The 14,805-nt window shown below is 42.7% G+C and carries 16 protein-coding genes; 9 read left to right on the top strand and 7 right to left on the bottom strand.

Annotated elements, in window-relative coordinates; genetic code table 11:
• Positions 1-125: 125 nt before the first annotated feature.
• Complete coding sequence (hpt, locus tag BUE31_RS24065; RefSeq protein ID WP_073406401.1) at positions 126-665, top strand: hypoxanthine phosphoribosyltransferase; 540 nt, start codon at positions 126-128, stop codon at positions 663-665.
• Between the two features lie 129 nt (positions 666-794).
• On the opposite strand, the gene BUE31_RS24070 is transcribed toward hpt, so the two are convergent.
• On the bottom strand, positions 795-1,361 hold the full coding sequence (locus BUE31_RS24070; protein ID WP_073406402.1) for an RNA polymerase sigma factor: 567 nt from the start codon (positions 1,359-1,361) through the stop codon (positions 795-797).
• Between the two features lie 231 nt (positions 1,362-1,592).
• Here BUE31_RS24070 and BUE31_RS24075 point away from each other — a divergent pair, with 231 nt between their 5' ends.
• The 4 genes from BUE31_RS24075 to BUE31_RS24090 all read left to right on the top strand — a co-directional run bounded on the left by BUE31_RS24075 (position 1,593) and on the right by BUE31_RS24090 (position 4,753).
• Complete coding sequence (locus tag BUE31_RS24075; RefSeq protein ID WP_234997896.1) at positions 1,593-2,072, top strand: GNAT family N-acetyltransferase; 480 nt, start codon at positions 1,593-1,595, stop codon at positions 2,070-2,072.
• A gap of 247 nt (positions 2,073-2,319) precedes the next feature.
• Positions 2,320-3,864, top strand: a complete 1,545-nt coding sequence (locus tag BUE31_RS24080) for an NAD(P)/FAD-dependent oxidoreductase (protein WP_073406403.1) — start codon at positions 2,320-2,322, stop codon at positions 3,862-3,864.
• Positions 3,865-3,866: 2 nt separating this feature from the next.
• Positions 3,867-4,349, top strand: coding sequence for a DinB family protein (locus BUE31_RS24085; protein WP_073406404.1), 483 nt, complete (start codon positions 3,867-3,869; stop codon positions 4,347-4,349).
• A 41-nt stretch (positions 4,350-4,390) separates the two neighbouring features.
• Positions 4,391-4,753, top strand: a complete 363-nt coding sequence (locus tag BUE31_RS24090) for a CoA-binding protein (protein ID WP_073406405.1) — start codon at positions 4,391-4,393, stop codon at positions 4,751-4,753.
• A 31-nt stretch (positions 4,754-4,784) separates the two neighbouring features.
• Here BUE31_RS24090 and BUE31_RS24095 read toward each other — a convergent pair whose 3' ends face one another.
• Together BUE31_RS24095 and BUE31_RS24100 are read right to left on the bottom strand one after the other, a co-directional pair.
• The gene (locus BUE31_RS24095; protein WP_073406406.1) at positions 4,785-5,291 is read right to left on the bottom strand and encodes an OsmC family protein; all 507 of its coding nucleotides are present in this window, start codon (positions 5,289-5,291) and stop codon (positions 4,785-4,787) included.
• Between the two features lie 21 nt (positions 5,292-5,312).
• On the bottom strand, positions 5,313-6,281 hold the full coding sequence (locus BUE31_RS24100; protein WP_073406407.1) for an NAD-dependent epimerase/dehydratase family protein: 969 nt from the start codon (positions 6,279-6,281) through the stop codon (positions 5,313-5,315).
• 245 nt (positions 6,282-6,526) lie between these two features.
• Between BUE31_RS24100 and BUE31_RS24105 the strand changes: the two genes are divergently transcribed.
• The 4 genes from BUE31_RS24105 to hflX all read left to right on the top strand — a co-directional run bounded on the left by BUE31_RS24105 (position 6,527) and on the right by hflX (position 10,168).
• Entirely contained in the window at positions 6,527-7,624 is a 1,098-nt protein-coding gene (locus tag BUE31_RS24105) for an Mrp/NBP35 family ATP-binding protein (RefSeq protein ID WP_073406408.1), read from the top strand.
• A 73-nt stretch (positions 7,625-7,697) separates the two neighbouring features.
• The gene (locus BUE31_RS24110; RefSeq protein WP_073406409.1) at positions 7,698-7,976 is read left to right on the top strand and encodes a NifU family protein; all 279 of its coding nucleotides are present in this window, start codon (positions 7,698-7,700) and stop codon (positions 7,974-7,976) included.
• A 141-nt stretch (positions 7,977-8,117) separates the two neighbouring features.
• A complete protein-coding gene (locus BUE31_RS24115; RefSeq protein WP_073406410.1) occupies positions 8,118-8,753 on the top strand; it encodes a hypothetical protein in 636 nt (211 codons plus the stop codon).
• 230 nt (positions 8,754-8,983) lie between these two features.
• A complete protein-coding gene (gene hflX, locus BUE31_RS24120) occupies positions 8,984-10,168 on the top strand; it encodes a GTPase HflX (protein ID WP_073406411.1) in 1,185 nt (394 codons plus the stop codon).
• A 153-nt stretch (positions 10,169-10,321) separates the two neighbouring features.
• Here the strand turns inward: hflX and BUE31_RS24125 are convergent, their stop codons facing one another.
• The 4 genes from BUE31_RS24125 to BUE31_RS24140 all read right to left on the bottom strand — a co-directional run bounded on the left by BUE31_RS24125 (position 10,322) and on the right by BUE31_RS24140 (position 14,779).
• A complete protein-coding gene (locus tag BUE31_RS24125; protein ID WP_073406412.1) occupies positions 10,322-11,125 on the bottom strand; it encodes an undecaprenyl-diphosphate phosphatase in 804 nt (267 codons plus the stop codon).
• A 96-nt stretch (positions 11,126-11,221) separates the two neighbouring features.
• Complete coding sequence (locus tag BUE31_RS24130) at positions 11,222-11,512, bottom strand: DUF3098 domain-containing protein (RefSeq protein WP_083620260.1); 291 nt, start codon at positions 11,510-11,512, stop codon at positions 11,222-11,224.
• An 84-nt stretch (positions 11,513-11,596) separates the two neighbouring features.
• Entirely contained in the window at positions 11,597-12,475 is an 879-nt protein-coding gene (locus BUE31_RS24135) for a cell division protein FtsX (RefSeq protein ID WP_073406413.1), read from the bottom strand.
• 327 nt (positions 12,476-12,802) lie between these two features.
• Complete coding sequence (locus tag BUE31_RS24140) at positions 12,803-14,779, bottom strand: alpha-ketoacid dehydrogenase subunit alpha/beta (RefSeq protein ID WP_073406414.1); 1,977 nt, start codon at positions 14,777-14,779, stop codon at positions 12,803-12,805.
• Positions 14,780-14,805: the final 26 nt, after the last annotated feature.

Here is a 14,805-nt window from a genome sequence, read left to right on the forward strand (position 1 = left end):
AATTATTGATGGCTTTTAAACAGAGATAACATAAAGCCACTCAAATACTGTAACATGTTCATTATTTTTCTTCCGGACTCCTGGACTTCCCCGACTTTCGGACTAATTTTTACTAAATTTAGCACATGAAAAAACAAATAGCCGATTTAGAGTTTGAACCGCTTATAGAATCCGCAGCTATTGACAATCGCATACAAGCTATTGGCAAACAGCTGAATACTGACTATCAGCATACTATACCGGTATTTGTAGGTGTTTTAAACGGCAGCTTTTTGTTTATTGCAGATATTATTAAACAAATAGACATCCCCTGCGAGATCACTTTTACCAAACTGGCTTCTTATTATGGCGGTACCAAAAGCAGCCTCAAAATTCGCGATGATATTGATTTTAGCGTTGATATAAAAGGCCGGGATGTTGTAGTTATTGAAGATATTGTTGATACCGGCAATACAGCACACTATTTGTTAGAGAAACTTAAGTTAAAACAACCGGCCACAATAGCGCTGTGCTCCCTGCTGTTAAAGCCCGCTGCCTTGTTAAAGCCAATTGAAGAGCTAAAATATATAGGCTTTGAAATTGAGAATGAGTTTGTTGTAGGCTACGGCCTGGATTACAAAGAAATGGGCAGAAATTTGAAAGATATTTATAAAAGAGTGAAGTAGAAGAAGGACTTCGGAAGTCGGAATTTCGATTTCGGAATTGTTTTTATCCTCACGCCCTATGTTTGTGAGGACACAAACATGGGGCGTGGACAAGGAAAAAAGGATCTTGATCAACCTAACCAATTACCCTCAGCCCGCCATATAATGCATTTCATTGGCGGTAAGCTTGTTCACCATATCTTTTAAAATGGCGCGGGCGCGGTGCAGGTTGGTGCGGGATAACAACTCGGTCATCCCCAGTTTGGTGCCGATCTCCTGGTGCGAGTAGCCTTCAATGGCGTACATATTAAATACAGAGCGATAAGTTTGCGGCAGCTTCTGGATCATCTTCATCAGGTCCTTAGCTTCCAGTCCGTGGGCATTGTAGCCGCTGCTGAACCCGCTGTTCTCTTCGGTAAAATCTTCTACCAAAACCATTGGTTTAAGTTTGCGGTAACGTGATATAGCACAATGAACCATAATGCGGCGGATCCATCCTTCAAGATTGCCATCACCACGGAAATTGTGTGCGTTTTTGAACATCTTTATAAAGCCTTCCTGTAAAATATCCTGGGCTTCGTCTTTATCATGAGCATAACGCATGCACACAGCCAGCATCCTCGGCGCCAGGGTTTTATATAAAAGTTCCTGTTGCTTACGATCGTTTTTCAGGCAGCCTTCCCAAATTTCAGCTAATTTTATATCGGTGGTCATCATCTTGTTGTATTTGGTACCACTATGCCAATATTGATACCCTTATTTTAAATTACTGATTATCAAACAAATAAATTTTACACCATCTACGAAACTGTTCGTTTCCGAACGGTAGGTGATACAAAGGCGGACGATTTGGTTGGGATTCACAGATCATGGTTGATGGTTCGTTGCAGAACTGCCAACCGGGTAAAACAAATTGGTATTTTTATTAATTTTAAGCCTGTTAGCTTAATGATCACAATGAATGGAACTGCACAAAGCATCACCCTTAAAAGAACCGACTCTGATGACGCCGGTTTCCGTAATTTAATAATCCATCTGGATAAAGACCTGGAAAACCGATATGGCGCACAGCAAGGTTTTTTCAGTCAGTTTAACAAACTGGATAAAATTAAAAATGTGGTGATTGCTTATTTGGATGACGCACCTGCTGGCTGTGGTGCGTTAAGGCCGTATAACGAAACCGATATTGAAATTAAGAGAATGTTTGTTGCTGATGAACATCGGGGCAAAGGCATTGCAATACAGGTATTAAATGAATTGGAGGCCTGGGCGGCAGAATTAAACTTTCAAAATTGCATACTTGAAACCGGCACAAACCAACCCGAGGCTATAAGCCTTTATCTAAAATGCGGTTACGAAATAATACCTGCCTACGGGCATTATGTTGGGGTTGAGAATAGTATTTGTATGGGGAAGGGGTTGGGGTAGCCTGTATAAAACAAACATTTGCAATGTCCGGCAGAGCCGAAAATGTTTGAACCATGATTAATAGGATTTAAAGATGCCCATGATGTCTTGCGAATTTGTTTAAATTATCATTAAACAGGATTAAAGGTATCAGGAAAATCCTTCAATCAAGCGAATCATGGTTCAAAACCAACGCATATGGCAAATTATCAATGTAATCCCATTTTCCCTATCTTTGCCCTATCCGGGATAAAAACCCGGCAATAGCATGATAAAAGAAATTGAAATTGTTTGTCCCCCGGGGCAACAGGAAGATGAAGGCGCTTTAATAAAGATTGCCGCTACCGCATTAAACATCTCTCCGCAAAAGATCTCCGCCTTAAAAATTCTTAAGCGCTCCATTGATGCCCGTGGCCGCAGGGTGGTTTACCGCATGCAGGTGCAGGTGTTTATGGATGAACTATATGTGCCCGAAACTTTTACGGTTAAATACCCGGATGTTAAAACAGCTAAGCCTGTTATTATAATAGGCGCTGGTCCGGCAGGGCTGTTTGCCGCATTGCAATGCATTGAGCTGGGTTTAAAGCCTATAATAGTTGAACGCGGCAAAGATGTAAAACAACGCCGCCGCGACCTGGCAAACATCAACAAACAAGGCCTGGTAAACCCCGAATCAAATTATTGTTTTGGCGAGGGTGGCGCTGGCACTTATTCTGATGGCAAGCTATACACCCGCTCAACCAAACGCGGTGATGTAAACGCAGTATTAAAAACCTTTGTGGCCCATGGCGCTACTGAGGATATTTTGATTGATGCCCGCCCGCATATCGGCACCAATAAATTACCGCAGATCATCACCTCAATAAAAGACAGCATTGTGAACGCAGGTGGCGAGGTGCTTTTTGATGCCAAAGTAATCAGCCTGTTGGTTGAATTTGGAAAGATAAAGGGTGTTGAGCTGGCCAATGGCCAAAAGATAATGGCCGATGCGGTGATCCTGGCGACAGGACACTCGGCAAGGGATATTTTTGAAATGCTGCATCATCAAAACATTTTAATTGAAGCCAAGCCTTTTGCTTTAGGTGTAAGGATAGAACACCCACAGGAGATAATAGACCAAGCCCAATATCATTGCGAGTTCCGCGGACCCGATCTGCCGCCGTCCTATTATAACCTGGTTGAACAGGTGGAAAACAGGGGGGTATTCTCTTTTTGTATGTGTCCGGGAGGTATTATTACGCCCTGCGCAACCGAGGCTGAGGAAATAGTGGTAAATGGCTGGAGCCCTTCAAAACGGAACAATCCCTTTGCAAACTCAGGTACCGTGGTACAGATAAATTCGGAAGATGTTAAAGGCGACATGAATGATCCGTTAAGGATGCTCCGCTTTCAGCAGGAAATAGAAAAGCTGGCATTTAAAGCAGGCGGTGGAAATTTAGTTGCCCCCGGACAAAGGATGATTGATTTTGTAGAGAACCGGATCTCGAAAGACCTGCCTGAAAACTCTTATCTGCCCGGCACAAAGTCTGTTGAGCTAAAAGAAATTTTACCCGGCTGGATCAATGAACGCCTGCGTAAGGCCCTGCCCGCTTTTGGGCGCAAAATGAAAGGCTATTATACCAACGAGGCTATTTTAGTAGGTGTTGAGTCGCGCACATCATCGCCAGTAAAAGTGCCGCGGGATAAAGAGACGCTACAGCATCCACAGGTAACAGGATTGTTTCCATGCGGCGAGGGCGCAGGCTATGCAGGTGGCATAATTTCTGCTGCCATTGATGGAATAAACTGCGCCATTGCAGCATCAAAAATATAAACATGACCATTTCAGAAAAATTAAGCAAAGAATTAGAACAAGTATTATCGGGCGATCCCTGGTATGGTGCACCGGTTTACACTATCCTTGAAAAAGTAAGCTTTGAAACGGCTTATGAGAAACCTGCCGGAGCGGTACATAATATTGCCGGCATTGTGCTGCACATGCTCTCATGGACAGAAGAGGTGATGGACCGCATGAATGAAATGACAGCACAACAACCCTCAAGCGGCGACTGGCCCGATCCCGGTACACCTGATGAGCAAAAATGGCAGCAATATGTCAATGATCTGAAGCTGGTTAACGTAAATTTGCTGGGTATTATTCAAAGCTACACAGAGGAGCAATGGAGTGAACCCATTCTTGATGAGCGCAATTCAGAGCTGGGGACAGGTGTAAGCTATGAAGAATTAGTAAGAGGATTGTTACAACACCATGTATACCATTCTGCACAAATTGCGTTGTTAACAAGGATTATTGGATGATTATAATATCACGGCTTAATAATCAGTGAAATCATAATAAAGTGGATAAAAAAACATTAATATTAGGCGCAACACCCAACGAAGGGCGATACGCAAACCTCGCCGCCAACAGGCTGGTACGGAGCGGGCACACCATTGTGAACGTAGGTATAAAGGAGGGCGAAGTTGCAGGTGTGCCTATTGAAAAGCCGGAAACTATTCACAATGACATTGATACCATAACGCTGTATGTTGGCCCGGTAAACCAGGAAGGGTTGTACAATTATATACTGGATACCCACCCCAAGCGCATCATCTTTAACCCCGGCACCGAAAATTCAGAACTGCGCCGAATGGCCAATGAAAAGGGAATTAAAACGGAATATGCCTGTACGCTGGTGCTGCTATCTGTTGGGCAATATTAGGTTATTTGCAGAGACACAAAGTATTGTGTCTCTACGTAATATTATAACTGGTTTCAAGATCCGTTCCACCGCGAATGGTCTGATAGATAACACAATACCTTTCGGTAAGCTTTGAAAGGCTTGCAAGCTGCTCTTCTGTCGCATCTGAATCCAGATCAAAGCTAAGCCTGATCTGTTTAAACCCTACAGCAGCTTCTTTTGAAACCCCTAAAGTGCCACGGAAATCAAGGTCGCCTTCAGCTTTAACGGTGCCGCTTTTAATTTCTACCCCAATGGCAGTAGCTACAGCGCTTAAAGTAACGCCGGCACAGGCTACTAACGCTTCCAGCAGCATATCGCCAGAACAGGCAAGCATTCCGTCGCCCCCCGTTGCCGGATGAAGGCCTGCTTCAACCAATGCGCGACCGGTATCAACTTTGCAGGAGATACCTTCGCCAATATTACCCTGCGCTTTTAAAGTAATTAAAGCCGAACCGGGTTCTACCTTGTACTTTTCTTTGATCGGAGCCTGCAGCTCTTTTAACTCATTAGTATTCATATATAAATTGTATAGGGCAAATTATTTTGATCCGGCTAACCTTTCACAAACCTCCTTTATCGTATCACTCAAAGGCTTAAACTCAATCCCTATTGCTTTTTTTATTTTCTTATTATCATAATCGCGCTTCATGATAGCAGCCTGGGCTGAAACTTTGTCTAATGAAGGTGATTTACCGGTTAATACTCCAATTATCCGGGCTGCCCGCCACGCTAAATTCATCACCCAGGGTTTAGCTAATGTTGCCGGGGGTTTTATGCCGAAGCCATCGGCAATTTCGGCAGTAATTTGTTTGTATTTACGGTTTTCAGCGCTGATAATATACCTTTCGCCATTAATATCGCTATTCATTAACCCTATCATGCATTTGGCAACATCTTCCACATCAACAAAGCCCGAGCTGCCCGCAGTATAAAATTTAAGTCCCTTTCTAACGGTTTCAAATAGTTGCCCGCTGCCTGTTGTACCCGCATTGGCGCCTAAAATTATTGAAGGATTAACAATCACCGCATCCAGTCCCTCGGCAATGCCGCGCCAAACCTCCATCTCACTTTCCAGCTTTGATATGGCATAGCCATCGGTTTCAGTGTCACGGTCAAGGTGGTGATTTTCGGTTATCTGGTCGCCGGGTTTGGCAAGGCCGACAGCTGCAACTGAGCTTACATGCACCAGCCGGATATTTTTTTCCATGCACAAATTAACCAGGTTAGCTGTGCCGGTAACGTTGGCCCTGATCATGGGCTTTTTATCGGCTTGTTTTAATGATACCCATGCCGCGCAATGATAAACCTGAGTTACGCCATTAAGAGCATCCTCCAATGCAAAAAAATCCAGCAGATCTGCCTCTACCCATTCAATCTGGCAGGGAAGTAAAATATCAGGGATTAATGAATTAGTACGTCGCGTACAGCGAATGCGGTGCCCCTGCCCTGCTAGTTGCAAGGCTACTTCTGAACCTAAAAAACCTGTTGCACCGGTAACTAAGATCATATTTTGATGTGCGGATATGCCGATGTGCAAATGTGCAGATTTTAACTAAGATTCATAGGATTTGAAGATTAAAGGATTTCTTTTACCCGATGAATTATTATATACCTCTTTCTTCCGGACTTTACTGACTTTTCCGACTTTCGGACTCCAACTAACCTCTAATCTCCAGTCTCTGATCTCTACAACCAAAACTATCATTTACATGACACTACTTCGCCCCGTTTTAAGTAAATTCGCATCATATTATGACCATCACCCGCGAACAAATTTTACAAGCCCTGGGCAATGTTGAGGAACCCGATCTGAAAAAAGACCTGGTTACCCTGAATATGATCCAGGATATTCAAATTGAGGGCAACCGCGTTAGCTTTTCAGTGATATTGACAACACCGGCATGCCCGCTAAAGGCGATGATAGAGAATGCATGCCGCAATGCCATTCTTTATTTTGTTAGCAAGGATGCCGACGTGCACATCAATATGACATCGCAGGTTACCTCGCAAAAAAATACCGGGGTGCCTGGCGTTAAAAATATTATCGCGGTAGCATCAGGTAAAGGTGGTGTGGGTAAGTCAACCGTTGCGGTAAATCTGGCTTTGGGTTTAGCAAAAACAGGCGCAAAAGTGGGCCTGATTGATGCCGATATTTACGGCCCGTCTATCCCGATCATGTTTGGACTGGAAAATGCCCGGCCGCAGGCAAGTGAAGTTAATGGCAAAACCCGCATTCAGCCAATTGAGAAATATGGTGTTAAATTACTGTCGATAGGCTTTTTTACCGATCCAAACCAGCCTGTGCCATGGCGCGGCCCAATGGTATCAACCGCGGTTAAACAATTATTTAACGATGCCGACTGGGGCGAGCTGGATTATTTAGTGATTGACCTGCCGCCGGGAACCGGGGATATCCATATTACGGTAACACAAACTTTCCCGGTAACGGGTGCGGTAATTGTTACCACGCCGCAAAACGTAGCGCTGGCCGATGCAAAAAAAGGGATTGGCATGTTTATGATGCCCGCCATTAATGTACCGATACTGGGAGTAGTTGAAAACATGGCTTATTTTACGCCTGCGGAACTGCCTGAAAATAAATATTATATATTTGGCCAGGGCGGTGGCAAAAAGCTTGCAGCACAACTGGATGTTCCATTTTTAGGAGAGATCCCGTTGATAAAAGGTATTAGCGATAGTGGCGATACCGGCAAACCAATTGTTTTGGATGAAGATAGCATGATGGCAAAAGCCTTTACAGATATGGCTAAAAGCGTGGCACAACAGGTGGCCATAAGCAATGCCAAAGCTTTTGAAAAAGCCAATGCAGCGCAGCCGTTGAATAACTAAATAAGCAGTACCAGTACTGCTTTGATATACAAATGAAAAATATTTAATAACTTTACTTTATAAAATAGTACAAATGAGTTTATTAGATCAGGTGGAAGCAGCGTTGGATACGATAAGACCGTATTTGCTGACAGATGGGGGGAATGTTTCAATTGAGGAGATCACTCCCGATAATGTAGTTAGGCTTAAGTTGCTTGGCTCGTGCGGGTCATGCCCAATGAGTATAATGACGCTAAAGGCGGGGATTGAAGAAGCTATAAAAAAAGCTGTGCCCGAAATTACCGGTATTGAAGCTATAAACCTAACCGATATAGACGACCCGAATGCGGTGCTCCCTGAAAACCTCAGGTAGTGTTAAGATTTGTTAAATTGCCATGCAGATTGCAGCAATAACCTATTTTTGTTCAAAGGTTGAATCTTTTTATTAAAATACTGTAGAATATAACAATTTGTCATTCTGAGCGTAGTTTAGAATGACAAAAGAATTGATTGAATGAAGAAGTTAATTGGCTTTCTTTTCTTTTTATTTATAACAGCAACAGCTTTTGCGCAAAAGCAGGAAGCGCCTATTGTGCAGTTTAGCGGTATTGTGCATAATGCCGATAGTGTGGGGGTTATTGTGCCATATGTAAGCATTGTAAACACCACCAATAAAAACCTGGTTAATATTTCAAACTATAAGGGCTATTTTTCATTCCCTGCCCATGAGCGCGATACCATTCGTTTTACCTGTGTGGGATATGCCCCGGTAATTATAGTTATTCCTGCAAACATTACCTCAAAAAGCTATACTTCGCAGGTAATGCTTAAGCCACAGATCATTAACCTGCCGGTATTTCACGTTTTCCCCTGGGCAACTACTGAAGAATTCAGAAAAGATTTTATCTCCATGAAAATTGCGGATGATGACCTTGCAATTGCCCAAAAGAACCTGAGCCGTACATCTATTCTGAGCTTGCAGCGCACCTTACCACGGGATGGCTCCGAAATGAATGGGTTCCAGGATTTTCATAACAGCGTGCTCAACTCACATTCAATTACCAACCCGCTGTTGAATCCGTTTAACTGGGGTAGCCTGATCAAAGAGATCTCGGACGGGGATAAAAGCCGTACACCAGGCACTAATTAAGGGTAAAAGATTTAAGAAGTCAAGAATCAGGAATCAAGAGAGAAAGTAAACCCAGGTTAATTGCGAGCGATGGCGTGGTAATTTTGAGGTTATGTTTATCAACCATGCATATTCATCTAAAGATATAGTTGCATAGGAAAATGTGCTATAATCATCCGATTTATTCTGCAAAAAAGTCTTAATAACTGCCATTTTATTATATTGGCATCTATATTGTAAATCATTAGTTAATGAAGCAAAAATTTTATGATACTGCTGTGAAGCAGGAACGGGCTGTTTTAGTGGGCGTAATAACCCAGGGAGAAACAGATGAGCAGGCAAAAGAATATTTAGAAGAACTTGAATTTTTAGTGGCCACAGCCGGTGCTGAAACGGTAAAAACTTTCACACAAAAGCTGCAGAAACCAGACAGGGCTACTTTTGTGGGTTCGGGCAGACTGGAAGACATTAAGGCTTATGTAACAGCCGAAGAAATTGATATGGTAGTTTTTGACGATGAGCTTACCCCATCGCAATTACGTAATATTGAAAATGAACTACAGGTAAAGATCCTGGACCGTAATAACCTGATCCTGGATATTTTTGCCGGGCGGGCACAGTCGGCCCAGGCTAAATCGCAGGTTGAGTTGGCACAACTGCAATACCTATTACCACGATTAACCCGTTTATGGACCCACCTGGAACGCCAGAAGGGCGGTATTGGGATGCGTGGTCCGGGTGAGTCGCAGATTGAGACGGACAGGCGTTTGATCCTGAACAAGATCTCCCTGCTTAAAGACAAGCTGAAACAAATAGACAGGCAAAACGAGACCCAGCGTAAAAACCGGACCCAGATGATCCGCGTGGCTTTAGTTGGTTATACCAATGTGGGTAAATCAACCATTATGAACATGATCTCCAAATCGGAGGTATTTGCCGAGAACAAGCTGTTTGCAACCCTTGATACTACGGTTAGGAAAGTGGTGATTGAGAATGTGCCTTTTCTGCTATCAGATACAGTAGGGTTTATCCGTAAACTGCCACACCAATTGGTTGAGTGTTTTAAATCGACCCTGGATGAGGTTCGCGAAGCGGATATACTGGTGCATGTGGTTGATATATCGCACCATAACTTTGAAGACCAGATAAGAACGGTAAATGAAACATTGAAGGATATTGGTGCTATTGACAAAAAGGTGATCACTGTTTTTAATAAGATAGATGCTTTTCTGCCTGAACAGCACCAGCTGGAAGAACAACAGGATCCGTTAACGTTACATGACTTTAAAAATAGCTGGATGGCAAAAAATAACAGTCCGGCAATATTTATATCAGCCACAAAAAAGGAAAACCTGGAAGAGTTCAGGACGCTGTTATATGAGGAAGTGAAAGAGATCCATACGGCAAGATATCCGTATGATCAATTATTATATTGATCCCGATAGACCCTAATTGTCAATTGCGAGGTACGAAGCAATCGCGAACTATACTGGGCGAACAGAAATGTGTAGAACCTGCATTGGCGGTTGTGTACAGCGTGCGGTTGCCCTCCGCTAGCCAGCGGATCGCAATGACAAGGAAAAAAGAGTTTATGCCGTATGCAAAGCGTTGGTTGTAAAGTACAATATGATAATAACTATCCCCGCAACTATACGGTAATAGCCAAACAGCTTAAAGCCTTTCTTCTCTAAAAAGGTAATAAAGCTTTTAATTGCCAGTAAAGCAACTACGAACGCTATAGCGCTCCCAATAAGCAGGTATTTTATATCCTGGTGCATTTCATCAGCGCCTATTGTACTGTGTTTATGAAAATCCCATAGATCTTTTATAGTTGCGCCAAACATGGTGGGCACTGCAAGGAAGAAAGAAAATTCAGCTGCTGCTTTACGGCTCAATTTCTGCGACATACCACCAACAATTGATGCTGCTGAACGGGATACCCCCGGCACCATAGCCAAACACTGGAAAAAACCAATTTTCAACGCGGTTGAGTAGCTTATTTGCTCTTCATCGTCAACAGTAGGCTTATTAAACCAGTCATCCACAAAAAGGAGAATAATACCACCTACAACAAAAGCAATGGCTACAACAAGCGGACTTTCCAGCAATACATCTATTTTCTTTTTAAACAGCAAACCAAAAATAACGGCGGGTATTACGCCTATTACCAGTTTGATATAAAAGTTTATGGAGCGGAAAAAGCGTTTAAAATAAAGCACCACAACGGCAAGTATGGCGCCCAACTGGATAACTATCTCGAAAAGCTTTACAAATTCATCTTTGCTGATGCCCATTAGCGAGCTTGTAATAACCAAATGCCCGGTTGATGATACCGGCAAAAATTCTGTTAATCCTTCAATTATAGCAAGGATTATAACATGGATGATGTTCATAGGGGTTAAGTTGTTTAAGTTGCTTGGGTTGGATTAAGTTGAATAAGTTTTATCAGGTTGATGATTTTAACTCAATCAACCACTCTCTTAATCAACTCAATCAACTTTTACAGATGGCTTCTTAAATATTGCAAAAAAACCAAGGGCAAAGCCGCCTAATACAACTAAAGGGGCAATAACAATTTTTGTGTTGCTATAAATATCGGTAGTGCCGCTCATTAATATAAAGCCCAAAGCTACTACAGCAATGCTGATAATCAATAAGCGGTAATTGCCTTTATCAAATATAAAGCTTACCGGTTTTGTCTCTGTTGCTTTATAAGCCGGCTTAGCAGCAGCGGTTGTGTTTTTTACCGGGGCAGTTGGTTTAAATGGTTGTTGTGCCATGTTTAATATTTTCTTAATTATTGAATTAGTGATTTGGTGAATTTCTTAAATCCGAAATGGAACATCCGAAATCCGAAATACCCTCTACCTATACAGGTTATATATTTTTAAACGTAAAAACTTGTTCACAGCCAAAAAGGTGCTGAACCCTGATATAAAGATCCCTATGCCTAATATCGCAACAAATATTAACCCGAATTCTGTATAATTTCTGAGGATGATCAGGTCGGGGATTTCTTTGTAAGCCAGGGAAAGCGTTCCTACTAAAATTACAATAGCTATCAGTCCGCCTAAAAGGCCGTGCCAAATGCCATAAAGCATAAACGGCTTGCGGATAAACCCTTTAGTAGCGCCAACCAGCTGCATTGATTTGATCAGGAAGCGTTGCGAATAAATGGCAAGCCTGATGGTATTATTTATAAGTGCCACCGATAAAACTACAAATATGCCCGCAAATACAAGGATGATGAGGCTTATGGTGGTAATGTTCTCGTTCATCTGGTCAACCAGTGATTTTTGATATTTTACTTCCTTTACCAATGGATTTTTTAACAATTCGGCTTTAAACTTTTCAATATCGGTATTGTTGGCGTATTCGGCCTTCAGGTAAATATCCAATGATTGCGATAGTGGATTATAGCCAAGGAATTTTACAAAATCTTCACCCAGGTCTTTTTGAAGGTTACGGGCTGCAAGCTCTTTACTTACGTACTGGGTTTGCTTCACCATAGTATTGCCTTCTATCTGTTTTTGCAGTTGCAATACATCGGTTTCATGTGCTGCGTCATCAACAAAAACATTCAGCACAATATTTTCTTTTACATACCTGCTAAGGTTATTTGCCTCAACCAATATCAAACCCAAAAGCCCTATCATCGACAATACCATAGCGATGCCGAAAACGGTAGATATATATATCGTTTTGGTTTTTTTTGACGATGCGCTTGCTTCAAATTCTTCCATATGCAGATTTGTTTTGAGATGTGAGATTTGAGACGTGAGACAAATAACCTTAATAGTTTATTACCTCAATCACAATTCATTCCACCTAACTTATTTTGCGAAAATAAGAAACCTAAGCCTAAAGGTAAAAGTTTATCTGTTATAATTATCGTTATAGCATGTAAACAGCAAAAAGTTTAACAAAAATTAACGAAAAGAAAAGCACGAATTTGTACGAATTGGATCGAATTTCACGAATTAACCTTACCGTCGAAGATTAATTTCGGGACTTTGGAGATTTTAATTCGTGAAATTCGATTCAATTCGTGGCATTAGTGTTCAATTCATTTAATAATTCAGCAGCTTTTGCATGGTTTCTTCAAGACGGGCTTTTGCCAAGAACTGCTCCTCCAGCGCTTTGTTCATTGGGATAGCTGTATCAAGGCTTGCACAGCGCATAATGGGTGCATCCAGGTGTTTGAAGCAATGTTCTGCCAAATGCGCCGCTATCTCGCCACCAAAACCACTGGTTAAGGTATCTTCCTGTAAGATAAGTACCCTGCCGGTTTTTTTTGCGCTTTTTTCAACAGCGTCTTTATCCCAGGGCTGTAAGCTGCGCAGGTCTATTATCTCAACAGAAAGATCAGGATATTTAGCAGCATATTCAATGGCCCAGTGAACGCCCAGACCGTAAGTGATGATACTAGCTGCTGTTCCCTCCTGTATTACTTTGGCTTTACCTATCTCTATATAATAATCGCCTTCGGGCACTTCGCCGCTGTTGCTGCGGTATAAATATTTATGCTCAAAATACATTACCGGGTTAGGATCGTCAATGGCGGCCATCAGCAGCCCTTTAGCATCCGCCGGAAATGCGGGGTAAACAACTTTTAGTCCGGGAGTTTTGGTGAACCAGGACTCGTTACTTTGCGAATGAAAAGGCCCTGCGCCTGTGCCTGCACCTGCGGGCATCCGGATCACCACATCAACCCCCTGTTCCCAGCGGTAATGTGTTTTTGCCAGGTTATTTATTATTTGGTTAAAGCCAACAGTGGCAAAATCAGCAAACTGCATTTCCATAACGGCTTTATAACCATTTATGGCCAATCCCATAGCCGCGCCTACCACACCCGACTCGCAAATCGGTGTGTTCCGAACCCGGCCGCGACCAAATTCCTCCACAAATCCCTGTGTGATTTTAAAGGCACCACCATATTCTGCAATATCCTGCCCCATTATCACCAGGTTATCGTGCTTGCGCATGCTTTGCCTTAATCCATCGCTTATGGCATCAATATAACGCTTTGTTGTTGAAAGGTTGGAAGGTTGAAAGGTTGGAAAGTTGTAAGGTTTGTACATATCCTTTACTTCCGTTTCAACATCAGGGATAATATCAGGCTCGTTAAATACCCTTTCAATTTCTGATTCTATCTGGGTAAAAAACTCCTTTTTCATTTCCGGGATCCATTCGGGACGAAGAACATTTTCATCCAGCAAATAATTTTCAAAATTGCGGATCGGGTCTTTCTCTTTCCAGGTATCAAATAAATGCTGCGGTACGTATTTTGTGCCTGATGCCTCTTCATGTCCCCGCATTCTGAACGTCATACATTCCAGTAACACCGGTCTGGGGTTTTCGCGCATGCTGGCTGCCAGCTCGCTCACGGTATGGTAAACTTCCAGCAGGTTGTTACCATCAATTCGCCGCCCTTCCATGCCGTAGCCGATAGCTTTATCAACCAAATATTTACAGTTATATTGCTCGCTTACCGGGGTTGATAAGCCATAACCATTGTTTTCTATTAAAAATATTACGGGCAAATTCCAAACAGCGGCAATGTTTAACGCTTCGTGAAAATCGCCTTCGCTGGTGGCGCCTTCGCCGGTAAATACAAGGGTAGCTTTTTTGCGTTTGCTCAATACGTCGGCAAGAGCAATGCCATCTGCAAGGGCAAGCTGCGGCCCCAGGTGCGAGATCATGCCGATGATCTTATATTCCTGCGTTCCGAAATGAAATGAGCGGTCGCGGCCCTTGGTAAAGCCTGATGCTTTTCCCTGCCATTGCGCCATTAACCGCGAAAGCGGAATGTCGCGGGCGGTAAAAACGCCCAGGTTGCGGTGCATCGGCAAAATATATTCGTCGCTATTCATAGCCAGGGTGCTGCCAATGGCAATAGCCTCCTGCCCTATCCCCGAAAACCATTTGCCTATGCGCCCCTGCCTTAAAAGGATCAGCATTTTCTCCTCAACAAGGCGCGGCCATAGTAACTTTTTGTAAAACTCAAGTAATTGGTTACTATTTAGGTTTTTTCGATCGAAAATCATCTGGCAAAACTACTGAAGTTTTTAAA

The organism is Mucilaginibacter sp. OK098 (genome assembly GCF_900142915.1).
Lineage (GTDB): Bacteria > Bacteroidota > Bacteroidia > Sphingobacteriales > Sphingobacteriaceae > Mucilaginibacter.